Annotated in this window: 20 protein-coding genes and 1 pseudogene; 13 read left to right on the top strand and 8 right to left on the bottom strand. The window is 62.3% G+C overall.

Going from position 1 to position 22,729, the window contains the following annotated elements; genetic code table 11:
- Positions 1–64: 64 nt before the first annotated feature.
- The gene (locus AC1Q6D_RS23410) at positions 65–1,099 is read left to right on the top strand and encodes a DUF6515 family protein (protein ID WP_103403455.1); all 1,035 of its coding nucleotides are present in this window, start codon (positions 65–67) and stop codon (positions 1,097–1,099) included.
- A 66-nt stretch (positions 1,100–1,165) separates the two neighbouring features.
- Here AC1Q6D_RS23410 and AC1Q6D_RS23415 read toward each other — a convergent pair.
- Both AC1Q6D_RS23415 and AC1Q6D_RS23420 read right to left on the bottom strand, forming a co-directional pair.
- Positions 1,166–2,059 (bottom strand): annotated as a pseudogene (locus AC1Q6D_RS23415) (cation diffusion facilitator family transporter).
- A gap of 29 nt (positions 2,060–2,088) precedes the next feature.
- Entirely contained in the window at positions 2,089–2,508 is a 420-nt protein-coding gene (locus AC1Q6D_RS23420; protein WP_047533652.1) for a hypothetical protein, read from the bottom strand.
- A 109-nt stretch (positions 2,509–2,617) separates the two neighbouring features.
- Between AC1Q6D_RS23420 and hrpB the strand changes: the two genes are divergently transcribed.
- Positions 2,618–5,134: an ATP-dependent helicase HrpB gene (gene hrpB / locus AC1Q6D_RS23425; protein ID WP_103403456.1), complete on the top strand. Its 2,517-nt coding sequence runs from the start codon at positions 2,618–2,620 to the stop codon at positions 5,132–5,134.
- A 74-nt stretch (positions 5,135–5,208) separates the two neighbouring features.
- Here hrpB and AC1Q6D_RS23430 read toward each other — a convergent pair whose 3' ends face one another.
- On the bottom strand, positions 5,209–6,129 hold the full coding sequence (locus AC1Q6D_RS23430) for a LysR substrate-binding domain-containing protein (protein ID WP_103403457.1): 921 nt from the start codon (positions 6,127–6,129) through the stop codon (positions 5,209–5,211).
- A 225-nt stretch (positions 6,130–6,354) separates the two neighbouring features.
- Between AC1Q6D_RS23430 and AC1Q6D_RS23435 the strand changes: the two genes are divergently transcribed.
- The 5 genes from AC1Q6D_RS23435 to AC1Q6D_RS23455 all read left to right on the top strand — a co-directional run bounded on the left by AC1Q6D_RS23435 (position 6,355) and on the right by AC1Q6D_RS23455 (position 12,254).
- On the top strand, positions 6,355–7,845 hold the full coding sequence (locus AC1Q6D_RS23435) for an aldehyde dehydrogenase (protein WP_103403458.1): 1,491 nt from the start codon (positions 6,355–6,357) through the stop codon (positions 7,843–7,845).
- A 21-nt stretch (positions 7,846–7,866) separates the two neighbouring features.
- Positions 7,867–9,237: an aspartate aminotransferase family protein gene (locus tag AC1Q6D_RS23440; protein WP_103403459.1), complete on the top strand. Its 1,371-nt coding sequence runs from the start codon at positions 7,867–7,869 to the stop codon at positions 9,235–9,237.
- A 393-nt stretch (positions 9,238–9,630) separates the two neighbouring features.
- Positions 9,631–10,617, top strand: a complete 987-nt coding sequence (locus AC1Q6D_RS23445) for an ABC transporter substrate-binding protein (RefSeq protein WP_103403460.1) — start codon at positions 9,631–9,633, stop codon at positions 10,615–10,617.
- A gap of 9 nt (positions 10,618–10,626) precedes the next feature.
- Entirely contained in the window at positions 10,627–11,430 is an 804-nt protein-coding gene (locus AC1Q6D_RS23450; RefSeq protein WP_047533639.1) for an ABC transporter permease, read from the top strand.
- A complete protein-coding gene (locus tag AC1Q6D_RS23455; protein WP_047533636.1) occupies positions 11,418–12,254 on the top strand; it encodes an ABC transporter ATP-binding protein in 837 nt (278 codons plus the stop codon). The genes AC1Q6D_RS23450 and AC1Q6D_RS23455 overlap by 13 nt, the downstream gene beginning before the upstream one ends.
- 62 nt (positions 12,255–12,316) lie before the next feature.
- Here AC1Q6D_RS23455 and AC1Q6D_RS23460 read toward each other — a convergent pair whose 3' ends face one another.
- Positions 12,317–13,396: an endonuclease/exonuclease/phosphatase family protein gene (locus AC1Q6D_RS23460; RefSeq protein WP_103403461.1), complete on the bottom strand. Its 1,080-nt coding sequence runs from the start codon at positions 13,394–13,396 to the stop codon at positions 12,317–12,319.
- Between the two features lie 77 nt (positions 13,397–13,473).
- Entirely contained in the window at positions 13,474–14,148 is a 675-nt protein-coding gene (locus AC1Q6D_RS23465) for a DUF7847 domain-containing protein (RefSeq protein WP_103403462.1), read from the bottom strand.
- Between the two features lie 178 nt (positions 14,149–14,326).
- On the opposite strand from AC1Q6D_RS23465, the gene AC1Q6D_RS23470 reads away from it, so the two are divergent.
- The 3 genes from AC1Q6D_RS23470 to AC1Q6D_RS23480 all read left to right on the top strand — a co-directional run bounded on the left by AC1Q6D_RS23470 (position 14,327) and on the right by AC1Q6D_RS23480 (position 16,440).
- A complete protein-coding gene (locus AC1Q6D_RS23470; protein WP_090466925.1) occupies positions 14,327–15,112 on the top strand; it encodes a DUF2076 domain-containing protein in 786 nt (261 codons plus the stop codon).
- 214 nt (positions 15,113–15,326) lie between these two features.
- Positions 15,327–15,806: an NYN domain-containing protein gene (locus AC1Q6D_RS23475; protein WP_047533625.1), complete on the top strand. Its 480-nt coding sequence runs from the start codon at positions 15,327–15,329 to the stop codon at positions 15,804–15,806.
- A gap of 22 nt (positions 15,807–15,828) precedes the next feature.
- Positions 15,829–16,440 carry a 3'-5' exonuclease gene (locus tag AC1Q6D_RS23480; protein ID WP_103403463.1) on the top strand — a complete coding sequence of 204 codons (612 nt, stop codon included), beginning with the start codon at positions 15,829–15,831 and terminating at the stop codon, positions 16,438–16,440.
- Between the two features lie 47 nt (positions 16,441–16,487).
- On the opposite strand, the gene AC1Q6D_RS23485 is transcribed toward AC1Q6D_RS23480, so the two are convergent.
- Positions 16,488–16,940: an Lrp/AsnC family transcriptional regulator gene (locus AC1Q6D_RS23485; RefSeq protein ID WP_007990688.1), complete on the bottom strand. Its 453-nt coding sequence runs from the start codon at positions 16,938–16,940 to the stop codon at positions 16,488–16,490.
- A gap of 164 nt (positions 16,941–17,104) precedes the next feature.
- Here AC1Q6D_RS23485 and yedA point away from each other — a divergent pair, with 164 nt between their 5' ends.
- Both yedA and rhlE1 read left to right on the top strand, forming a co-directional pair.
- On the top strand, positions 17,105–18,034 hold the full coding sequence (gene yedA, locus AC1Q6D_RS23490; RefSeq protein WP_103403464.1) for a drug/metabolite exporter YedA: 930 nt from the start codon (positions 17,105–17,107) through the stop codon (positions 18,032–18,034).
- Between the two features lie 79 nt (positions 18,035–18,113).
- A complete protein-coding gene (gene rhlE1, locus AC1Q6D_RS23495; protein ID WP_103403465.1) occupies positions 18,114–19,451 on the top strand; it encodes an RNA helicase RhlE1 in 1,338 nt (445 codons plus the stop codon).
- Positions 19,452–19,556: 105 nt separating this feature from the next.
- Here rhlE1 and AC1Q6D_RS23500 read toward each other — a convergent pair whose 3' ends face one another.
- Together AC1Q6D_RS23500 and AC1Q6D_RS23505 are read right to left on the bottom strand one after the other, a co-directional pair.
- Positions 19,557–20,792, bottom strand: a complete 1,236-nt coding sequence (locus AC1Q6D_RS23500; protein WP_103403466.1) for a TIGR03862 family flavoprotein — start codon at positions 20,790–20,792, stop codon at positions 19,557–19,559.
- Positions 20,793–21,074: 282 nt separating this feature from the next.
- Positions 21,075–21,995 carry a histone deacetylase family protein gene (locus tag AC1Q6D_RS23505; protein ID WP_103403467.1) on the bottom strand — a complete coding sequence of 307 codons (921 nt, stop codon included), beginning with the start codon at positions 21,993–21,995 and terminating at the stop codon, positions 21,075–21,077.
- A 75-nt stretch (positions 21,996–22,070) separates the two neighbouring features.
- Here AC1Q6D_RS23505 and AC1Q6D_RS23510 point away from each other — a divergent pair, with 75 nt between their 5' ends.
- The gene (locus AC1Q6D_RS23510; RefSeq protein WP_103403468.1) at positions 22,071–22,640 is read left to right on the top strand and encodes a GNAT family N-acetyltransferase; all 570 of its coding nucleotides are present in this window, start codon (positions 22,071–22,073) and stop codon (positions 22,638–22,640) included.
- Positions 22,641–22,729: the final 89 nt, after the last annotated feature.

Below are 22,729 nucleotides of genomic sequence, written 5' to 3' on the forward strand. Positions count from 1 at the left end.
ACGTACAAGCGCTGTTCGCTCCTACGCAATCCGTACCCCAGCAGTCCCCACAGTGAGGAAAAGCATGAAGTCGCGCATCTGGCGTTTGGCCGGAGTTGGTTTGCTGTGTGTCAGTGTCACTGCGCAATCGTTGGCCGATGAGCCGCAGAACCGTGGGCCCGAGGGTGGTCGACAGGGGGAGGGCGGTCATCAGGGAAATAATCAGGGCCATGGCAACAATCAACCGCGCCCGCAAAACAATGACGTCATTCGTGGCGACAACAGTCGCCAGTTCGAGCACAACGGCCAGAACCGGAACGATGGCCAATGGCAAAACCGTCAACAGCCCGATTTCAACAATCCGGTTCGTTCCCCTCCGCCGCCACCGCAATTGCCGGCCAATGACTTGCCGATCCAGCCAAGGCCCGACGCGGTGCGTCAGACCCAGCCGCCGCAGCGCGGGTATTACCAGGACGTGCCGCGGCGCAACGACAACAACCAGCACTGGGGCGGCTATACCGGTGCGCCGTCGAGTAATAATCAGTGGCAGGGCCGTCCGAACGGGCACGGCAATGGTTGGGGCCCTGGGCCGCAGTATCGTCCGGGTCATGTGATCGATCGCTTCCCGGACCGCGAGTACCGCGTGCCTTACCGTGGCATGGATTATTTCTACTCCGGCGGTTACTGGTATCGCCCGCTGGGCCCGCGTTATGTGGTGGTTGAACCACCGCGCGGGATTCGCGTCAGTTACTTGCCGGATTACGCCGAACAGGTGTTGATCGGCGGCGCGGTGCTATTTCTGGCGGCGGGCGCGTACTACGCCTATCAGGAGAGTACCCAGGATTACGTCGTGGTCGAACCACCCGTTGGCAGCCTTCAGCCGCAGCCGCAACAGCCACCACCACCCGTCAACAACAGTTATGACGTGGTGGCTTACCCGGCCAACGGCCAGTCCCAGGAGCAAGTCAATCGGGATGGCTACGAGTGTTATCAATACGCGGTACAGCAGAGTGGCTTCGATCCGCGAACCGCGACCTACCAGCCAGACCCTTCGGTGGTGCAAGCCTATCGCCAGGCTCAGGGCAATTGCCTGAGCAGTCGCGGGTATCAGGTTCAGTAGCAGATTCAAGCTTCAAGCTTCAAGCTTCAAGCCGCAAGCTGTGAGCATTAGCCTCAAACTTGCAGCTTAAAGCTTGGAGCTTGCCGCTATTTTCATCGGGTCGGCGTGCACCAGCACCTCGGCTCGCGGGTAGGCGGCGTGAATTGCATCGGCGGCTTGATCGCTGATGCCGTGGGCAACGGATAGCGTCAGATCCCCCGGCAATTCCAGGTGGAGTTGCACGAACCACTGGTTGCCGGAAACCCGCGTACGCAGGTCATGGGCGCCCAGCACGCCCGGAACGCTGCACGCCAGTTCGAGCATGTGCTGGCTGACATCCGGTGGCAGCTCTTCATCCATCAGCACCGTGAAACTTTCCCGGGCGATCTGCACCGCGCTCCAGAGGATGTACGCGGCGATGCCCAGGCCGAACCAGGCGTCGACCTGATGCCAGCCAAACCCGGCCAGTACCAGCGCCACCAGGATGCTGCCGTTGAGCAGCATGTCCGAGCGGTAATGCAAGGAGTCGGCGCGCACCGCGTTGGACCCCGTGGCCTTGACCACACGATGCTGCAACATCAGCAGCGCCAGGGTCAGGACCAGCGAGAACACAATCACCCCGATGCTGATCCATGGCGCGCCCACCGGCTCCGGATGCTTGATCCGCTCGAACGCCTGCATCGCAATCAGCACCGCACTACCGCCGATGAACAGCGCCTGCGCCATGCCGGCCAGCGACTCGGCCTTGCCATGCCCGTAGCGATGATCGTCGTCGGCGGGGCGCAGGGCGTAGTGCACAGCCAGCAAGTTGAGCATCGAAGTGATGCCGTCGAGTGCCGAGTCGGTCAACCCGGCGAGCATGCTCACCGATCCACTCAGCCACTAGGCGATGGCCTTGGCGACGACCAGCGTGCAAGCCACCGCCACCGAGGCACGAGTCGCCAGCCGCAGCAGGCGGGCGTGTTCGGAGCTGGAGATCATAAGTGCGGCCTTTCCTTGAAATGCACCGATTACGCGGCGGGTTGCAGGCCGAACATGGCCAGTTGCTGGGTGCTGCCCTTGTGCTGGATCAGGCGTGGATCATCCAGCGGGAAGCTGCGGCCCAGTTCACGCTGCAGAATAGTCTGCAACTTGAGGTTATCGACCTTGCCGTCGGCGCCGATGGCGTCCTTGAGCTTTTCCGGATCAACCTGGGCTGTCTTGCCCGGTTCGAAGTAAATCGCGCCGGTGGCGAAGTCCACGGCAAACGCGATCAGGCCGGGAATGATATAGAACAGAAGGCCCACGGCGTCGAGCACGGCAATGGCCGGATCGATCTTGCCGTCGATCTGGCCGCGGCGATCCGGGTAGAAGATCGAACCGCAGGCCGTTACTTGGGTCAGCAGGGTGGCGACCAGAACACCGCCAATCAGGCGAAAGGGAATACGCATATGAAATCTCCTGGGTCATTTCAAAACGAAGCGTCATCGGTATGAATTAGGACCGCAACGAACACTGGGCAGTTCGCCGTTATACTCGCCGCTCTGTTTGGGAGCCAGCATGATTTCTTTGCCGATTGATGAAGTTTTACCCGCCCTGCGTGAAGCCTTGGCGACACGCCACGAAGCCGTGCTCGAAGCACCGCCCGGCGCCGGTAAAACCACCCGCGTGCCCTTGGCCTTGCTCAACGAGTCGTGGCTGGCCGGGCAAACCATCCTGATGCTCGAGCCGCGCCGGTTGGCGGCGCGTGCGGCAGCGGAGCGCCTGGCCAGTGAACTGGGCGAGAAAGTCGGCGAAACCGTGGGTTATCGCATCCGGCTCGACAGCAAGGTCGGTCCCAACACCCGCATCGAAGTGGTCACCGAAGGCATCCTCACTCGGCGCTTGCAGGACGACCCGGCACTGGAAGGCGTGGGCCTGCTGATCTTCGACGAATTTCACGAACGCAGCCTCGACGCCGACCTGGCGTTGGCCCTGAGCCTCAATGGCCGGGAGCTGTTTCGCGACGATCAACCGCTGAAAATCCTGCTGATGTCCGCGACCCTGGAGGGCGAACGCCTGGCCGGGCTGCTGGATGATGCGCCGATCCTGCGCAGCGAAGGGCGCATGTACCCGGTGGCGATGCGTTGGGGGCGGCCATTCCAGCCGGGTGAATTCATCGAGCCACGGCTGGTGCAGACCATTCTCGAAGCCTTGAACGATGAGACCGGCAGCGTGCTGGTGTTCCTGCCCGGACAAGCGGAAATTCGACGCGTGCATCAACAACTGACCGATGCGCTGGGCGACACCCCTCAGGTGTTGCTCTGTCCGTTGCATGGCGAACTGGACCTGGCCGCGCAACGTGCGGCGATCGACCCGGCGCCGGTGGGCCAACGCAAAGTGGTGCTGGCCACCAACATCGCCGAGACCAGCCTGACCATCGACGGCGTGCGCGTGGTGATTGATGCCGGGTTGGCGCGGGTGCCGCGTTTCGACCCGGGCAGCGGCATGACCCGCCTCGACACCCAACGTATCTCCAAGGCCAGCGCTACCCAGCGTGCGGGCCGCGCCGGGCGACTGGAGCCCGGCGTGTGTTATCGCCTGTGGTCACAGGATCAGCACGAACAACTGGCGGCCTACGGCAGTGCGGAGATCCTTTCGGCGGACCTCGCCGGTCTGGCCTTGCAACTCGGCCGCTGGGGCGTGACGCCCGGGCAATTGGTCTGGCTCGATGTACCCCCCGCCGCCGCGTACGCCCAGGCGCAGGACCTGCTCGAACGCTTGGGCGCACTGGATGGCCAAACGCTGACCCGTCACGGTCAGGCCATGGCCGAGTTGCCGGCGCATCCGCGCATCGCCCATTTGCTGTTGCGCGGCCAGGCCCTGGGTTTGGCAGACATGGCCTGCGATGTCGCGGCGCTGCTTGGCGAGCGCGACATCTTGCGCGGTGCCGGTGCGGATCTGCACAGCCGACTGGTGCTGTTGTCCGGCGAGGCGCGCGCCGCTCGCGGTGCCCAGGGCGGGGTGCAGCGGGCGCGGCAACTGGCGCGGCAATATCGAGGCTATCTGCGCGGCAAGGCAACGCAGCCGGTCAGCGATCCCGATCACCCGCGCTGGCTTGGCGCGCTGCTGGCACTGGCCTATCCCGATCGCGTCGCCCAACAACGACGCGCGGGCGGCGCCGAGTATCGCCTGGCCAATGGCCGCGCAGCCCTGTTCGCCGAAGCGGACAGCCTGATGAAGCAACCCTGGCTGGTGATCGCCGACCTCGGCAGTCGTCAGGGCCAGCGTGAAGAACGGATTTATCTGGCGACGGATTTCGACCCGGCACTGTTCGACTCGGTGCTGGCCGAACAGGTGCGCGTGGTCGATCAACTGGATTGGGACGAACGCGAAGGCGTGTTGCGGGCCGAGCGTCAGCGCAAGGTCGGGGAACTGATTCTCAGCCGCGAACCGCTGACCGGCCTCGATGAAACCGCCCGCAGCCAGGCGCTGGTCAATCTGGTCCGGCGCAAGGGTCTGGAATTGTTGCCGTGGACGCCGGAGTTGCGTCAGTGGCAGGCGCGGGTCGCCTTGTTGCGCCAGTTGGATCTGGCGGGCAAGGGCGAGAGCGAGTGGCCGGATGTCAGCGACGCCGCGTTGCTCAAAAGCCTGGAGCACTGGCTGATGCCGTATCTGGGCAAGGTCTCGCGGCTCAGTCACTTCGCTAACCTTGACCTGTCGAGCATCGTCCATAACCTGTTGCCATGGCCGCTTCCGCAACGGCTCGACGAGCTGGCACCGCATCATTTGAGCGTGCCTTCAGGCTCGTCGATCCGTCTGGATTACAGCGAACAACCGCCGATTCTGGCGGTGCGCCTGCAGGAGCTGTTTGGCCTGGCCGAGACCCCGCGCATCGCCGGTGGCCGGCAGGTGGTCAAGCTGCATCTGTTGTCCCCGGCGCGGCGGCCGGTGCAGGTGACGCAAGACCTGGCGAACTTCTGGCGCAGCACCTACGCCGAAGTGAAGAAGGACTTGAAGGGGCGCTACCCGAAGCACTACTGGCCGGATGATCCGCTGGTGGCCGAAGCGACCGCACGGATCAAGCCGCGTAAGTAGGCGCTGGTTTGCCAGCGAAGGCGGCATCAAGGTCGGTGCAAGTCTCCACGGCCCTTTTGCCGGCGAGCCGGTTTCTACAAGGGCGGGCGTGATTTTTCGGTGAGCTGCTCGCGGCAGTAATCGGCGAACAACTGCGCTGGTTTGGTCAATTGTCCGCGTTTCAACCACGCCGCCACCAGTCCTGACCCCGTGACGTCTTCGACAATGTCCACGCACACCACTTTTTGCCCGTCATAGGTGCACTCCGAATGCGGCCGCGTGACCAGGATCGAGAAGCCAAACCCTTGCCCGACCATTCCGCGCACCATCTCGATCGACGGTGAGCTGAAGGCAATGTGCGGCGTCAGGCCCAGTTCCTCGAACAGGCTGACGAAGTAGGTCCGGCTCGGCTGTACATCCAACAGAATCATCGGCTCCAGGCACAGGTCGCGCAGCGACACTTGCTTCAACTGGGCAAAGCGATGATCCGCCGGCAGCAAGGCATAAGGGCGCTGCGCCGGCATCAGGGGTTCGGTCTGGATGGTGGCGTCCAGGTCGTGCTCATAGAGAATCGCCAGATCGAAGGTGCCCGAGGTCAGGCCTTGCACCAACTCCTGCTGCTCACCGTCGCGGATACGGATTTTTACCCCCGGGTACAGTGCCGAAAACCCCGCAATCAGCTTTGGCAAATACAGCGGTGCGACGGTTTCGAAGCAGCCGATATCGATTTGCCCGGCCACCACGTCGTTGTCGGCCAGAGCGTTCTGTTCGAACTCCTTGGCCATGCGCAGCAGTTCCTGGGCCTTGCGGTAGAAGCGCGCGCCGCTGGGCGTCAGGGAGACGCCCTGGGCGTGATGGCGGATCAGCAGTTGCACGCCGAAGCTGTCCTCCAGGCCTTTGATCGCCGTCGAGATCGCCGGTTGGGCGATATACAACTTGCGCGAAGCCTCGGCGACGCTGCCGCAATCGACGGTGGTAATGAAGTACTTCAATTGACGCAGGTTGTAGGCGGCCACGACAAACCTCGGGACGGACGGGTAAGGCATCCAAGCAATTTACGCACCGCCCGTATCCCTTCAGGCGAAGTTTTTGTCGCGTTTGAACAATAACCACAAGCGGCGCGACCAGGGAGATTGGCTACCCAGTTTTTTCATCGTCTGCGAAGACATTTTTACTATTTTTCCTCGACACGGGCCTGGGCCACCATCCATGCACAAGAAAAGCCCCTGGAGCATCTGAACGTGTTCGAGCTTGCATATTGGCAAAACAAGGCCGCTGCGCTGCGGCTTCCCGACCAGGCCGTGATCGACGGTCAATCCCGTGCGGCGCAGTCGGGACAGACATTCGCGGCCATCAACCCCGCCACTGGCCAGTGGCTGGCCAACGTGGCGGCTTGCGGTGACGAGGACGTCGACGCAGCGGTGCGCAACGCGCGGCAGGTGTTCGAAGCCGGCACTTGGGCGGCGCGTTCGCCGAGCGAGCGCAAGCAGGTGCTGTTGCGCCTGGCGGATCTGATTCTGGCCCATCGCGAAGAACTGGCGCTGCTCGATTCGTTGAACATGGGCAAACCCGTCATGGACGCCTACAACATTGACGTGCCGGGCGCCGCCGGGGTGTTGCGCTGGTACGCCGAGAGCCTCGACAAACTCTACGATCAGGTCGCCCCCAGCGCACAGAACGTGCTGGCGACCATCACCCGCGAAGCGTTGGGCGTGGTCGCGGCCGTGGTGCCCTGGAACTTCCCGCTGGACATGGCCGCGTGGAAACTCGCGCCAGCCCTGGCGGCGGGCAATTCGGTGATCCTCAAGCCGGCCGAGCAGTCGCCGTTCTCCGCGCTGCGTCTGGCCGAGCTGGCGCTCGAAGCCGGCCTGCCGGCCGGTGTCCTCAATGTGCTGCCGGGGCTTGGCGAACAGACCGGTAAAGCCCTCGGCCTACACCCGGACGTCGATTGCCTGGTGTTCACCGGCTCCACCGAAGTCGGCAAATACTTCATGCAGTACTCGGCACAATCGAACCTGAAACAGGTGTGGCTGGAGTGCGGCGGCAAGAGTGCGAACCTGGTGTTCGCCGACTGTCAGGACCTGGATCTGGCGGCGCAGAAGGCGGCGTTCGGCATCTTCTTCAATCAGGGTGAAGTCTGTTCCGCCAACTCGCGGTTATTGGTGCAGCGCTCGATTCACGATGAATTCGTCGAGCGCCTCAAGGCCCAGGCCGAGTGCTGGCAGCCGGGCAATCCCCTGGACCCGTCGAGCGCTGCCGGTGCCATCGTCGACAGCCGCCAGACGGCACGCATCATGACGTTCATCCAGCAGGCCGAGCGGCAGGGCGCGACCCGCGTTTGTGGCGGCCGGCAGTCGATCTTCAATGGTTCCGACAACTTCATCCAGCCGACCATTTTTACCGGGGTGAGCCCGGACATGCCGCTGTTTCGCAATGAGGTGTTCGGCCCGGTGCTGGCGGTCACGGCGTTCGATGACGAGGCCCACGCCTTGCAACTGGCCAACGACAGCGTCTACGGTCTGGCGGCGTCGCTGTGGACCGACGACCTCAATCGCGCCCACCGCGTGGCGCGACAATTGCGAGCCGGTACCGTGTCGGTCAACAGCGTTGATGCGCTGGACGTGACCGTGCCTTTCGGCGGTGGCAAACAGTCCGGTTTTGGCCGTGACCTGTCGCTGCACTCATTCGATAAATACACCCAGTTGAAGACCACCTGGTTTCAATTGCGCTGATAACAAAACGGAGAACTGGCGATGACCACCCCACGTGACACCCGCGACTACCAGGCCGCCGACGCCGCGCACCACATCCACGCATTCGTCGATCAAAAGGCACTCAACGATGAAGGACCTCGGGTGATGGTCCGTGGCGAGCGCCTGCACCTGTGGGACAACGACGGTCGGCGTTACCTCGACGGCATGTCCGGGCTGTGGTGCACCAACCTCGGCTACGGGCGCAAGGACCTGGCGTTGGCGGCGAGCCAGCAGCTGGAACAGCTGCCGTACTACAACATGTTTTTCCACACCACTCACCCGCAGGTGATCGAGCTTTCCGAGCTGTTGTTCAGCCTGTTGCCGGATCACTACAGCCACGCGATCTACACCAACTCAGGCTCCGAAGCCAACGAAGTGTTGATCCGCACGGTGCGGCGTTATTGGCAGGTGCTCGGCAAGCCCGAGAAGAAAATCATGATCGGCCGCTGGAACGGCTACCACGGTTCGACCCTGGCCGCGACGGCGCTCGGTGGCATGAAGTTCATGCACGAAATGGGCGGCATGATCCCCGACATCGAGCACATCGACGAGCCGTATTTCTTCGCTCACGAAGGTAACCTGACGCCGGCCGAATTCGGTCTGCGCGCGGCGCAGCAACTGGAAGCGAAGATTCTCGAGCTGGGCGCGGACAAGGTTGCCGGCTTCATCGCCGAACCGTTCCAGGGCGCGGGCGGCATGATCTTCCCGCCGGAAAGCTACTGGCCGGAAATCCAGCGCATCTGCCGCAAATACGACGTGCTGTTGTGTGCCGACGAAGTGATTGGCGGCTTCGGGCGTACCGGCGAATGGTTCGCCCACGAGTACTTCGGTTTCGAGCCGGACACCCTGTCCATCGCCAAGGGCCTGACCTCCGGTTACATCCCGATGGGAGGCCTGGTGCTGTCGAAAAAAATGGCCCGGGTGCTGGTGGAGCAGGGCGGTGTGTTCGCCCACGGCCTGACCTATTCCGGGCACCCGGTGGCGGCGGCTGTGGCGATCGCCAACCTCAAGGCGTTGCGCGATGAAGGGGTGGTGACGCGGGTCAAGGATGACATCGGTCCGTACCTGCAGCAGTGCCTGCGCGAGGTGTTCGGCAATCACCCGCTGGTGGGCGATATCCAGGGCACGGGCATGGTGGCGGCACTGCAATTGGCCGAAGACAAGACCAGCCGCAAACGCTTTGCCAACGAGAACGACATCGCCTGGCGTTGCCGCACGATTGGCTTTGAAGAAGGGGTGATCATTCGTTCGACGCTGGGGCGGATGATCATGGCGCCAGCGTTGATTGCCAGTCGTGAAGAGATTGACGAGCTGGTGGGCAAGACCCTGAAAGCGGTGGATCGTACGGCGCAGGAATACGGCCGGCTCTAACACCGCCTGAAGGTCCTGCGGACCTTATCGCGGGCAAGCCACGCTCCCACAGGTTATGTGTCGTGCTTAAACGTGCGACCGACACATGACCTGTGGGAGCGGGCTTGCCCGCGATTGCTTTTGCCCATTCAACTCCCCTTTCATTTTTGCACCCACCCCGTGCACCCCCTCCAACGCTGCCCTTTTTCCGCGCACGCTACCCAGTTTTTTCATCGTTCCCATCGACATATTTCCTCATTTTCCTGAGCCCTGCCTTGGGCCAACATCGACTTCGCCAGTCAGCCCCATGCTGCCCAACCAAAGGTCCGTCAGAGATCGCCGGTGGCAGCTGATGTTCAGGGCCGCTGGCCGTACTGCCCATCAAAACTAAATCAACAGCTTTGGGAGTGCCCTATGATCAAGTCCTTGCTTACCCGCGTTACTTATCCACTGGCGGTCACCGCCATCGCCGCGACGGTCGCCACTAGCGCCCAGGCCGGCACCCTCTCCATCGGTCACACCACCTGGGTCGGTTACGGCACCCTCTACCTGGCCCAGGACCTGGGCTACTTCAAGGAAAACGGTTTGACCGTGGAACTGCCCGTCGTCGAAGAGGCTTCGATGTACATGGCGGCGCAAGCGTCGGGCGAGTTGTCGGGCTCGGCGTCGACCATCGACGAAGTGCTGAAATACCGTCCGCAATTCTGCTTCAAGGCGGTGGCCGCGCTGGATGACAGCCATGGCGGCGACGGCGTGCTGGTGGGCAAGGACGTCAAGAGCTTGCAGGAGCTCAAGGGCAAGGCCGTGGCGGTCAACGAAGGCTCGACCTCGCAGTTCTGGTTGTCTTACCTGCTGAAAAAACATGGCATGACCATGAGCGACATCACTGTGCAGAACATGACGGCTGACGACGCCGCCACCGCCTTCATCGCCGGTCGCGTGCCCGCCGCCGTGACCTGGGAGCCGCACCTGTCGATGGTCCGCGACAAGCAACAGGGCAAGGTGCTGATCGACAGCAGCAGCACGCCGGGCGTGATCGTCGACGTGGTGGCACTCAACTGCACCGTCATCGAAAAACAACCGGAAGACGTCAAGGCCCTGGTGGCCGGTCTGTACAAAGCGGTGCAGTACACCAAGGACCACCCGGAGCAGGCGTACACCATCATGGCCAAGGGCGTCGGCGGCTACCTTGCCGATCCGAAGGAGCTGGCGGCGGCCGCAAAAGGCGTGCGCTTCTACGATCAGGCCATGAGCGAAAAACTGCTCGGCTCGCCGGGCAAGCCGGGTGACAGCGAACCGCTGATCAAACTGGCCAACGAGACCGCCAGCGAGTTGCAGGGCAAGCCTTACAACGTCAGCAATGACGACCTGATCGACAACCGTTTCGTCAGCCCGCTCTAGGAGGTTTGCATGTTCAAGCGCAATTCATGGCTGAGCCGCTGCATCACACCCAAGACCGGCCTGCCGGTGTCGGTGATCTGGAGTGCGAGCGGCCTGGCCTGGGTCTTGTTGGTCGGCCTCTGGGCCGGCTTGTCCTACGGCGGCGTGGTGCCGGGCATGTTCCTGCCGACACCGGGTGCCGTGGTCGAGGCCGCCGTGCGCCTGGGTCGTGACGGCACGCTCGGCCAGCATGTCTGGGCCAGCGTCGAAGTGGTGATGGTCGGTTTTATTGTCTCGTCCCTGGTCGCCGTGCCGCTGGGGTTGCTGATGGGCAGCTTCCGCATCGTCCAGGCGTTTCTCGAGCCGATGGTCAACTTCATCCGCTATCTGCCGGTCACGTCCTTCGTGCCGCTGTTCATTCTGTGGATCGGCATCGGTCTGGAGCAGCGGGTGTCGGTGATTATCTTCGGCGTGTTCTTCCAGCAACTGGTGATGATCGCGGATGTGTCCAAGGGCATCTCCAAGGACCTGATCAACGCCTCCTACACCCTGGGCTCGAACCGTCGTGACGCCGTGCTGCACGTGATTGCCCCGGCGTCCTTGCCGGGCGTGCTCGACACCCTGCGCGTGACCATGGGCTGGGCCTGGACTTACCTGGTCGTCGCCGAACTGGTCGCGGCCTCCAGTGGCCTGGGTTACCTGAGCCTCAAAGCCATGCGCGGCTTTCAGGTGGATGTGATTTTCCTGGCCATCGCGATCATCGGCCTGCTGGGCCTCGCGACCGATCAACTGTTCCGCTTCTTACGTCTGAGGATCACCGCATGGGCTCAGTAACCGCTGCCAATCATCGATTCGCCACCCCCCAGGCCACTGCGGTGCAGGCCGCGCCACGACTGCAAGTGGACAAGGTCAGCCTGCGTTACAAGAAACCCGATGGCGGCACGTTTACCGCGCTGGAAGAGGTGTCTTTCGACGTGCCGGATCAGCAATTTGCTGTGCTGGTCGGCCCTTCGGGGTGCGGCAAGTCGAGCCTGCTGTACCTCACCGCCGGCCTCAACGAGCCCACTTCGGGCGAGATTTATGTGGGGGGCCAGCAAGTGCAGGGGCCCGGTGCGGATCGCGGCATGGTGTTCCAGAGCTACACGCTGTTCCCGTGGCTGACCGTGCGCCAGAACGTCGAGTTCGGACTCAAGCGGCGTGGCATGCCGGCGGCGCAACGCAAGGACATTGTTGACTACTACGTCAACGAAGTCGGCCTGAGCAACTTCGCCGACAACTACGCCAAGCAGTTGTCCGGCGGCATGATGCAGCGTGTGGCGATCGCTCGCGCGCTGGCCAACGACCCGCAGATTCTGCTGATGGACGAGCCCTTCGGTGCCCTCGACAGCCAGACGCGCCTGCAAATGCAGCAGCTGCTGTTGCGGGTCTGGGGCCACAGCAAGAAAACCGTGTTGTTCGTCACCCATGACATCGACGAAGCGATTCTGCTCGGTGACCGGGTCTATGTGATGGGCGCACGTCCCGGGCGAATCAAGCAGATTCTCGACGTGCCGATCGAGCGCCCACGCACGCTGGACATGGTCATGGAACACTCGTTCATTGACATGAAACGCAAGATTTTCGGCTTGCTGCATGACGACCTGGAAGAGGTGCATTGATGCACGTTCTTTGTGGGAGCGAGCTGGCTCCCACAGGGGCGGTGTTGGCCTGGAGTCTGGCGCTATGGCGCCGCCGGCAGCAGGAACCGGGCGATCACCGGCAAGTGATCGGAGATGCGTAATGTATCGTCCTGTCGCACCCTCGCTTCGACCCGTTTGATGCGCGGGCTGTAAAACAGGAAGTCGACAGTCCGGTCCGGGCCGCTCACGTTCGTATCGTTTGGGTAGTGCGTCAGCCAGCGCGCGCGGTCGATGCCACTGGCTTCGTTGTTGGTGGGGATCATCGGGTATTTGTCCCACAGCACATGCAAGGCGCTGTCGGAGGAATAGGGCGTGCGTTGCTCGCTGGGCAGGCGCTGGTATTGACCCAGCGGCAGGAGGTTGAAGTCGCCGCCGATCAGCCACGGCGTGCCACGGCTTTCGAATTTGTCGAGGACCTTGGCCACGGCCGAGACTTGCGCTTGCAGGGTTTCGTCGGGTTGGGTCGCACGGTCCAGATGGGTGTTGAGGACCGCCATCTGGCCGCCGTCGCTCAACGGCAGGTAGGTCAGCAACAAGGCGTTTTTCGGCTTGAACTGACGGCTGATCAGGTTGACCTCCGACACGGGCAATTGCAGGCGCTCGGCGTGTTCGATCTCGTAGCGGCTCAAGGTCGCCAGTTGCCGGCCAACGCTGCCGAAAATGTGCGGATCAGGGATGAAGTCGGCTTTCCAGTCGAACGCGTGGGCACTGCATGGATAGAGGTCGGCGACCCGCTCCTGCAAGAGCTTGAGCTGATTCTGGTAGCCGCTGGCCTTGGCGCCGTCATCGAGTTCCTGCAACAGCACGATGTCCGGTTGCTCGTCACGAATCACCCGCGCCACCTCATCGAGGCTGAAGGCCATGTCGTCGGCGGTGGGGGCTTCATCGGTGCCGGCCGCCAGGTCGTTCCAGAACACGTAGCGCTTGCCCGCCAGGTACTGGACGTTCCAGGTCATCACCTTCAGCGCCTGGCCAGGTGCGACGGTGGGGGGCTGAGTACTGCAACTGACCGGCAGCACCTCCCTGGCGTCAGGACGCCAGGTCAGGCTGTAGACCATCGCGCCTGCCAAGGCGATCACAATCAACAATCCCAGCAGGGTGTAGCGCAATGGTCGGGTCATGGCTCGGCTTATTATCTTATTATTGTGTTACGAGGATAGACCCCGAGCATACCCGACTGACAAGCCATCGCCCACGGTCAGCGTGGTCCATCGATTTTTTCCGGCGTATCGCCGATCAGCATGAACAGGCGGAACAGCACCACGCTGGTGAACAGCTGCAGGAAGCTGTGGGCACTGTCGATCAACAGCGAGATCACCGGGTTCTGCGGGTCGGGATACACCGCCAGCGTCGCGCCCTTGAGCACCCACAACGGCCCCATCACGCACAGAATGCACACCAGGATGCGCATGAAGTGCCCGCGGGTCAGGCGCAGGCTTTCCTTCATCGCCGCCAGCGGGGCCAGGCCACGCAGCACCAGCAGGTATTCGCCGAAAGCCAGGGTCACCATCAGCCAGATGCCCGGCAGGAAATACAGCGACAGGCCGAGCAGTATCAGCACGGTATTGAGGGCCGTCAGCAAGGCAAAGCGCGGCCACAGGTAGGCGGACCTTGTCAGCAAATCGCGGTTACGGGGCGATTCCCCACGGCTGCGGGCATCGAGAAACAGAATCAGCGCGGCGGTGTACAGCGGATAGATCAGCAAACCGACGATCACGCTGATGCCTGGAAAACTGTCGGGCTCGGTCGAATGGTCGACCACTTGTTGCAGCAGGGCCTCGATGATCACCAGCGGCAGGCACAGTTGCACAATCTGGCCCAGATTGCGTTTGAAGAAGTACAGGGAGTCACGCAGTACGTCGAACGGATTCATCAGTCGGTATCGCAGGTTGCAATCAGTGGTCCACTTTAACCGATGATGTGCACAAGGGCACAAACGTAAACGTTCGGTAAAGGTCATTGAAACAACTTGTTTCAGCCTCCATTAAGGTCAGGCACCTTATCCTCGGTGGATACAGGCAACGATTTTCCCGGCAATCTAAGAGGTCGCCATGAACAGCGAAGAACAAACCCTGATCGATGGACTGTTTTCCCGGCTGCAACAGGCCGAAACGAACTCAGCCCCGCGCGACGCCCAGGCCGAGGCGCGGATCAAGGAACACCTGACTCGCCAGCCCGCAGCGGGTTATTTCATGACCCAGGCGATTCTGGTGCAAGAGGCGGCGATCAAGAGCCTCGACGAGCAGAACAAGCAACTGACGGCACAAATCCAGCAATTGCAGGCCGAACTGCAGCAGGCCAAGGCGCAGACAGCGGCGCCGGCCCCAAGCAGTGGCGGCTTTCTGTCGAGCATCTTTGGTGGCAGCGCCCGCGACCCGCAGCCGGCGCCCAGCCAAAGCGCACCGGTATCGAGTGGTGGCGGCTGGCGCGAGCCAGGGCGGTCGTCGTTCGGTGGCCAACCGCCGCAGCAAAACTACGGTGCTCCGCAGCAGGGCTTTGCGCAGCAGGGTTATGCGCCGCAGCAGCAGGCTCCGGCAGCGGCCGGCAGCAGTTTCCTCGGTGGCGCGCTGAAAACCGCCGCGGGCGTCGCGGGTGGCGTAATGCTGGCGCAAGGCATCAGCAGCCTGTTCCATAACAATCAGCAACCGCAGGAAATCGTCGAAGTCATCAAGGAAGAGCCGGCCCAGGTCAGCGACCAGAGCAACAATGGCTGGGGCGATGACCAGCGTATGGCGGGTAACGATTCTTATAGTAACGACCAGGGCGGCTTTACTGACGCCGACTACAACGATGACAGCTCATCGTTCTTCGGCGGCGACGACGACTCTTTCGTCTGACCCTTCTGTTGCACCTGACCTGTGGCGAGCTCGCTCGCCACAGGTGTCATTCCAAAGGTGTCACTCCTCAACGTTGCCCATTCCACAGGTGCCATTCGTCCGAGGCGTCCGGATGCCTCGGGCCGATTATTCGCGGAATACGCCTTCAGGCTGGCATACTGGGCGACTTTTCGGGCCTGGTGCCTGATCCTGCCTGCGCCCAAGGGGATGTGCGGTGAAAAAAATCGCAGTGTTCGCCGATGTCCAGAACCTCTACTACACCGTGCGTCAGGCTTACGGTTGCCACTTCAATTACGCCGCGCTGTGGGCTGAAATCAGCAAGCAGGGGCAGATTGTCGAGGCCTACGCCTACGCCATCGATCGCGGCGACAGCAAACAGCAGCAGTTCCAGCAGATCCTGCGCAATCTCGGGTTCACCGTGAAGCTCAAGCCTTTCATCCAGCGCAGCGACGGTTCGGCCAAGGGCGACTGGGACGTGGGCATCACCCTCGACATCATGGACGCCGCCGACCATGTCGACGAAGTGGTGCTGGCCTCCGGCGACGGCGATTTCGACATGCTGCTTGAGCGCATCATCAGCAAGCACGGCGTGCAGGCGGTGGCCTACGGCGTGCCGGGCCTGACCGCCAACTCGCTGATCCGCGCGGCCAGTCGCTACGTGCCGATCGAAGGTGCGCTGCTGCTCAAGAATTGATTTTTACGGAGTTGAAACAGGTTTGGAACGCATAGCAGTCATCGACTTTGAAACCACCGGGATCTCCCCGAGCAGCAACTGCCGGGCCACGGAAATTGCCGTGGTGATCCTTGAACAGGGGCGCATCGTCGAGCGTTACCAGAGCCTGATGAATGCCGGAGTGCGAGTCCCGGCCTTCATCGAACAACTCACCGGCATCAGCAACGCCATGCTGCGCACCGCGCCATCGGCCGAGCAGGTGATGAACGAGGTCAACGAATTCGTGGGCACCACGCCGTTGCTGGCGCACAACGCCGCGTTCGACCAGAAATTCTGGGACTTCGAGCTCGGGCGCATCAAACGCACCCGTCTGCAGAACTTCGCCTGTTCGCTACTGTTGGCCCGCCGCCTGATGCCGGCCGCGCCCAACCACAAACTCGGCACCCTCACCACCTTCGCCAACCTGCCCCACACCGGCAAGGCCCACCGGGCCATGGCCGACGCGGAAATGGCCGCCAACCTCACGGCGCACCTGGCCCAAGAGCTGCGCCAGAAACACGGCTTGCGCGAGTTGTCCCACGACCTGCTGTGCAAGTTGCAGAAAGTGCCGGCGGCAAAAGTGGGCGAACATCTGAAGCGCTATCGCGGCTTCTGACTACACCGCAGATTCCCTGTAGGAGCAGGCTCGCTCCTACAGGTTGTTCACTTTCCATTGCCCTCGATGTGCCCCAGCGGCACGCGCTTCTCTATCGCGCTCGACAACACAATTGACGTCTTGCTGAAGCCGAACGTGGCGATCCGGTTGATCAACTCTTCCAGCTCCGGCATCGAACCCACCGCCGCCTGCATGATCACGCAGGGATCGCCCGTCACCCGGTGGCATTCAGTCAACTGTGGGATTTTGATCAGGTCGTCGTAGGCTTTCTGGTTACCGTGTTGGTTCAGGCGCAGTTCGATCACGCACTGGATGGGCAGGCCCAGCTTGGCCATGTCGACTTTCGCCTGGTAACCGGTGATGACACCACTGGCTTCGAGCTTGGCCACGCGTTCGGCCACGGCGGGGGCGGACAGGTTGACCTTGCGCGCCAGGTCGGCGTAGGACGCGCGACCGTTTTCCAGCAGGGCGCTGAGCAGCATGCGGTCGTATTTATCCACGGGGCGACTCCTGAAAAGGGCTGACTTTCGAAACAACGGTATATAGCGCTGAACTCCGTGTTTTGAAAAGTGTACCGGCGCTTTAAAAAGGTTTTGTAACTTATTTTCTGCTGTCAGCCTTTCTAAAATAGCGGCTCACTTGTCTTGCCTGTGAGCTGCCCCCCATGCCTGGCCTACGTCGTTTTCCCTTACCGCTGATCGCCGCCTTCTTCGCCTTGTATGTGATTTGGGGCTCGACTTACCTGGTAATCCGCATCGGCGTGGCGTATTGGCCGCCGCTGCTGCTGGCCGGGATTCGCTTCGTCATTGCCGGGAGCTTGATGTATGCCTTCCTGCGTTGGCGCGGGGCACCGGCACCGACCTGGGCGCAATGGAAAGCCGCCGGCATTATCGGGGTGTTACTGCTGGCTTGCGGCAACGGCGGGGTCAGCCTCGCCGAGCACACGGGGGTGGCTTCAGGTGTCGCCGCCTTGGCGGTGGCGACGGTGCCGTTGTTCACCTTGCTCTGTGGCTACTTGTGGGGCGCGCGCAATACCCGTCTCGAATGGGCCGGGATTGTCCTCGGGCTGATCGGTATCGCCATGCTCAACCTGGGTTCCAACTTGCAATCGAGCCCCTTGGGCGCCGCGTTGTTGATCTTTGCAGCGGCGACCTGGGCCTTCGGTTCGGTGTGGAGCAAACACTTGCCATTGCCTCAGGGCGCCATGGCCAGTGCCGTGGAAATGCTGGTGGGCGGGGTGGTGTTGCTGATCGGCAGTGCCGTGAGCGGCGAGCACCTGGAACAGATGCCGCCGATCGAAGGCTGGGCCGCGCTGGCGTACCTGACCGTGTTCGGTTCGATCATCGCCTTCAACGCCTACATGTATCTGTTGAAACACGTGCGCCCGGCGGCGGCCACCAGTTATGCCTACGTCAACCCGGCGGTGGCGGTGTTGCTGGGGATCGTGTTTGTCGGCGAGACCATCGGTATCGAAGAAGGGCTGGCGATGCTGGTGATCATCAGTGCCGTGGTGTTGATCGGTCTGCCGCAGTGGCGCCGTTCGCCACCGCAGCCGGTGGTGAAGGCAGTGCCGACAGAATCCCGTGTGAATTAGGGTAAACTGCGCGCCATTGCACATTTGTTTTGCACACTTGTTTTGCACAACCCGCGCTGAATTTTCCTACGGTACTCCCATGACTTTCGCCTCCCTTGGCCTGATCGAACCCTTGCTGCGCTCCCTTGAGAAGCTTGGCTACCAGACTCCGACGCCGGTTCAGGCGCAAGCCATACCGGCGGTGCTGGCCGGTCGCGACCTGATGGCCGCCGCCCAGACCGGCACCGGCAAGACCGCCGGTTTCGCGCTGCCGCTCCTGCAATTGCTGGCCATGGAAGGGCCGAAAGTCACCGCCAACTCGGTGCGCGCGCTGATCCTGGTGCCCACCCGCGAACTGGCCGAGCAAGTTCACGAAGCCGTGCGCCAGTACGCCGAGAACCTGCCACTGCGCACCTACGCGGTGTACGGCGGCGTCAGCATCAACCCGCAAATGATGAAGCTGCGCAGCGGTGTCGATCTGCTGGTGGCGACCCCGGGCCGTTTGCTCGACCTGTTCCGCCAGAACGCGCTGAAGTTCAACCAGCTGCAAACCCTGGTGCTGGACGAAGCCGACCGGATGCTCGACCTGGGCTTTTCCGAAGAACTGGCGAACATTTACCGCGCATTGCCGAAGAAACGTCAGACGCTGCTGTTCTCCGCGACTTTCTCCGACGACATCCGCCTGCTGGCCGGGCAAATGCTCAACGACCCGCAGACCATCGAAGTCAGCCCGCGCAACGTGGCCGCCAACACCGTCAAGCAATGGGTGGTGACGGTGGACAAGAAGCGCAAGCCAGAGCTGTTCGTGCACTTGATGCGCAAGGGCAAGTGGAAGCAAGTGCTGGTGTTCGCCAAGACCCGTAATGGTGTGGATGCGTTGGTCGAGAAGCTGCAGGGCCTGGGCATCAACGCCGACGGCATTCACGGCGACAAACCCCAGGCGACCCGCCAGCGTGCGCTGGACCGTTTCAAGGCGAGCGAAGTGCAGATCCTGGTCGCCACCGACGTTGCGGCCCGTGGTCTGGATATCGAAGACTTGCCGCTGGTGGTCAATTTCGACTTGCCGATCGTCGCCGAGGACTACATCCACCGCATCGGCCGTACCGGCCGCGCGGGCTCGACCGGCGAGGCGATTTCCCTGGTGTGTGCCGATGAGGTGAACCTGCTCTCGGCCATCGAGATGCTCACCCGCCAGACCTTGAAGCGTCAGAACGAACCGGACTTCGAGCCTGAGCACCGGGTGCCGGACACCGATGCCAGTGGCCAGGTGATCAAGAAGCCGAAAAAGCCTAAGAAGCCGAAAGCTTCGGGTGGTGGCGGCAAGCGCAACCTTGGCAAGTGGGTGGATAGCGGGGAAGTCGCACCAGCAGAACCTTCGGTCAAGCCTGTGCGCAAGGTGCCGGTGTTCAATACCGGGCCGCGCAAGCGTAAGCCTTGATTAACGGCGGCGTCTGCTAAGCCGCCATCGCCAGCAGGCTGGCTCCCACAGGTGTTTCCTGTGGGAACCAGCCTGCTGGCGATGGGGGCTATTCGGTCTTCAGCCCTAGCGCTGCAACCACTCAATCATCCCCAACCCCGCCGCCCGCCCACTGGCGAAACACGCGGTCAGCAGATAGCCGCCCGTCGGCGCCTCCCAGTCCAGCATTTCCCCCGCGCAGAACACCCCAGGCAACTGCTTGAGCATCAAGCGTTCATCCATCGCTTCGAACAACACACCGCCCGCACTGCTGATGGCTTCGTCCAATGGCCGGGTTTTCACCAGTGTCAGTGGCAATGCCTTGATGGCCTGGGCCAGCAAAGCCATGTCCGTGAAGGTTTCGGCAGAGGTCAGTTCGCGCAGCAGCGCGGCTTTCACCCCATCGATGCCCAACTGACTGTGCAGGTGTTTGGCCATCGAGCGTGAGCCGCGCGGCTTGCTCAATGCCGACAGCACTTTATCCACAGGCCGGCCGGGCAGAAGGTCGATATGAATAGTCGCCGAGCCGTGCCGGTTGATCGCTTCGCGGATCGGTGCCGACAGGGCATAGATCAGGCTGCCTTCGATGCCGGTGGCGGTCATTACGCATTCGCCGAGGCGCGGCACGTCGTCGTTGAGGCCGATGGCGATGTTTTTCAGCGGGCTGCCGGCGAATTTGCTGACCATCAATTCGCTCCAGGCCTGCACCTCGAAGCCACAATTACTCGGTTGCAGCGGTGCCAGTCCTACACCGCGTTGCTCCAGTGGCCGCATCCAGGCGCCGTCCGAACCCAGGCGCGCCCAACTGCCGCCACCGAGCGCCAGCAGGGTGGCGTCGGCCTGAACGGTTTTTTCGCCTTCGGGGCTGTCGATGCGCAAACCGCCGTTTTCATTCCAGCCCAGCCAGCGATGGCGGGTGTGGATAACGACGCCGCCGTCACGTAGACGCTTGAGCCAGGCACGGAGCAGCGGCGCGGCTTTCATGTCGGTCGGAAAGACCCGGCCCGAGCTGCCGACGAAGGTGTCGATGCCCAGGTCCTGAATCCACTGGCACAGGGCTTCGGCGCCGAAACCGCGCAGCAGCGGGGCGATCTGCGGTGCCCGTTCGGCATAGCGCGAAAGGAACGCCGGGTAGGCTTCGGAGTGGGTGATGTTCATGCCACCGACGCCGGCCAGGAGGAATTTGCGCCCGACCGAAGGCATGCCGTCGTACAGATCGACCTTGATCCCGGCCTGACTCAACACTTCAGCCGCCATCAGGCCGGCGGGACCGCCACCGATGATGGCGACGTGAGAGGTGGAGGGTGTCGAGGGTCGGGTCATGGGCTGCGCTGCGGTCTGGCGGAATGAAGGTAGGCATTCTAGCAGCCAAAATCCCTGTGGGAGCGGGCTTGCCCGCGATGGCGGAGTGTCAGTCACCGAAGAGGGTGAAGGTGCCGGCCTCATCGCGGGCAAGCCCGCTCCCACGGGGACTGTATGGGGTTTGAAAGGGTGGTTAAAAAATGATCATTAGTCTGTAGCCCACACCCCGCATGGGCTGCGGTCGCTTTCACTCAGGTTATCCACAGGCAGCTCCACAGGCATTGTGGGTAAAGCGTCCACAACTCAGTGACAACCTGATGACTGCCAGACCCGCTGCGCGCTGTGGTGGAGAATGCCGTGGCGGCGGGCCAGGGCTTTGCGGTCCTTGCTGTAGCCGCCGCCAATCACCCCGACCACCGGGATGTCGCGGCCCAGGCAATGACGCATCACGGCTTCATCGCGGGCGGCGAGGCCTTCGTCCGTCAGTTTCAGATAGCCGAGGGCATCGTCCTTGTGCACATCGACGCCGGCGTCATACAGCACGAGATCCGGTTGATAGAGCGGCAACAGGTAGTTGAGCGCGTCATCCACCACTTTCAGGTAATCGGCATCGCCCATGCCATTGGGCAATGGAATGTCCCAGTCGCTGTCGGCCTTGCGTGCAGGAAAATTCTTCTCGCAATGCAGGGAAACGGTAATGGCCTCCGGAGTGTCGTGCAGGATGCGTGCAGTGCCGTCACCCTGGTGCACATCGCAATCGAAGATCAGTACCCGGTTGACCCGGCCACTTTCCAGCATGAAATGGCTGATCACCGCCAGGTCATTGAAAATGCAGAAGCCGGCCGGGTGGTCATAGTGAGCGTGGTGAGTGCCGCCGGCCAGGTGACAGGCCAGGCCATGCTCGAGCGCCTGCTCGGCCGCCAGCAACGAGCCGCCGACCGCCCGCACCGTGCGCCGGGCCAGGGCTTCGCTCCAGGGCAGGCCGAGGCGACGTTGATCCTCGCGGGACAACTCGCCGCCCATGTAGCGTTCGATGTACGAAGGGTCATGGGCGAGGGCGAGAATCTCCGGCGGGCAGAGTTGCGGACGCAGCAGGTCGGCGTCGCGAGTCAGGCCGCTGTCCACCAGGTGATCGCGCAGCAAGCGGAACTTGTCCATGGGGAAGCGGTGATCCGCCGGGAATTCGGGACTGTAGTCTTCGTGATAAATCAGCGGCAGCGGCATGATGCTTTCGTACAGGAATGAGTGAAGGATCCTACCAGCGTTGTAGACTCGCGGCATGAAAATGGGGGGAGCACGATGGAGCCGATACTGGAACTCGAGAGCGCGCGGCTGCTGTTGCGGCAGTGGCAGGATGAGGATTTGCCGGAGTTTGCGGCAATGTGTGCCGATCCACAGGTCATGCGTTATTTCCCGGCACCCTTGAGCCGACTGGAAAGTGCTTCATTGATCGGGCGAATCCGTGGTCATTTCGCTGAGCATGGTTTCGGTCCGTGGGCGCTGGAGCGCAAGGACACTGGGCAGTTCATCGGATTTACCGGGCTCGGGGTGGTGGGTTTCGACGCGCCGTTCACCCCCGCCATCGAAATCGCCTGGCGCCTGGCGCGCGAGCATTGGGGACTGGGTTATGCCAGTGAGGCGGCGTGGACCGCTCTGCGCTGCGGGTTTGACCGTTTGGCGCTGAACGAAATCGTCTCCTTCACGGCCGACAGCAACCTGCCATCACAGAAAGTCATGCAGGCCATCGGCATGCACCATGATGGCGCTGATGACTTTGAACACCCCAACCTTGCCGTCGATCATCCCTTGCGCCATCACGTGCTGTATCGCATCAGCCGTGAACAATGGCTGCAAACCTTGCATGGATAAGCCGCCGCGGATGTTTACAATGGCCCCCATCGGCCCTGGCCAGAAACTGAATCGACCGCCGCAGCCAAGACTGCGCGGCATTGCTTTGT

This window comes from Pseudomonas sp. MT92 (genome assembly GCF_058792515.1).

Excerpts from the sequence above, each read along its gene's own strand:
- AC1Q6D_RS23410 (WP_103403455.1), top strand. The coding sequence starts at position 65 with ATGAAGTCGCGCATCTGGCGTTTGGCCGGAGTTGGTTTGCTGTGTGTC.
- AC1Q6D_RS23420 (WP_047533652.1), bottom strand. The coding sequence starts at position 2,508 with ATGCGTATTCCCTTTCGCCTGATTGGCGGTGTTCTGGTCGCCACCCTG.
- hrpB (WP_103403456.1), top strand. The coding sequence starts at position 2,618 with ATGATTTCTTTGCCGATTGATGAAGTTTTACCCGCCCTGCGTGAAGCC.
- AC1Q6D_RS23440 (WP_103403459.1), top strand. The coding sequence starts at position 7,867 with ATGACCACCCCACGTGACACCCGCGACTACCAGGCCGCCGACGCCGCG.
- AC1Q6D_RS23445 (WP_103403460.1), top strand. The coding sequence starts at position 9,631 with ATGATCAAGTCCTTGCTTACCCGCGTTACTTATCCACTGGCGGTCACC.
- AC1Q6D_RS23450 (WP_047533639.1), top strand. The coding sequence starts at position 10,627 with ATGTTCAAGCGCAATTCATGGCTGAGCCGCTGCATCACACCCAAGACC.
- AC1Q6D_RS23455 (WP_047533636.1), top strand. The coding sequence starts at position 11,418 with ATGGGCTCAGTAACCGCTGCCAATCATCGATTCGCCACCCCCCAGGCC.
- AC1Q6D_RS23460 (WP_103403461.1), bottom strand. The coding sequence starts at position 13,396 with ATGACCCGACCATTGCGCTACACCCTGCTGGGATTGTTGATTGTGATC.
- AC1Q6D_RS23465 (WP_103403462.1), bottom strand. The coding sequence starts at position 14,148 with ATGAATCCGTTCGACGTACTGCGTGACTCCCTGTACTTCTTCAAACGC.
- AC1Q6D_RS23470 (WP_090466925.1), top strand. The coding sequence starts at position 14,327 with ATGAACAGCGAAGAACAAACCCTGATCGATGGACTGTTTTCCCGGCTG.
- yedA (WP_103403464.1), top strand. The coding sequence starts at position 17,105 with ATGCCTGGCCTACGTCGTTTTCCCTTACCGCTGATCGCCGCCTTCTTC.
- rhlE1 (WP_103403465.1), top strand. The coding sequence starts at position 18,114 with ATGACTTTCGCCTCCCTTGGCCTGATCGAACCCTTGCTGCGCTCCCTT.
- AC1Q6D_RS23500 (WP_103403466.1), bottom strand. The coding sequence starts at position 20,792 with ATGACCCGACCCTCGACACCCTCCACCTCTCACGTCGCCATCATCGGT.
- AC1Q6D_RS23505 (WP_103403467.1), bottom strand. The coding sequence starts at position 21,995 with ATGCCGCTGCCGCTGATTTATCACGAAGACTACAGTCCCGAATTCCCG.
- AC1Q6D_RS23510 (WP_103403468.1), top strand. The coding sequence starts at position 22,071 with ATGGAGCCGATACTGGAACTCGAGAGCGCGCGGCTGCTGTTGCGGCAG.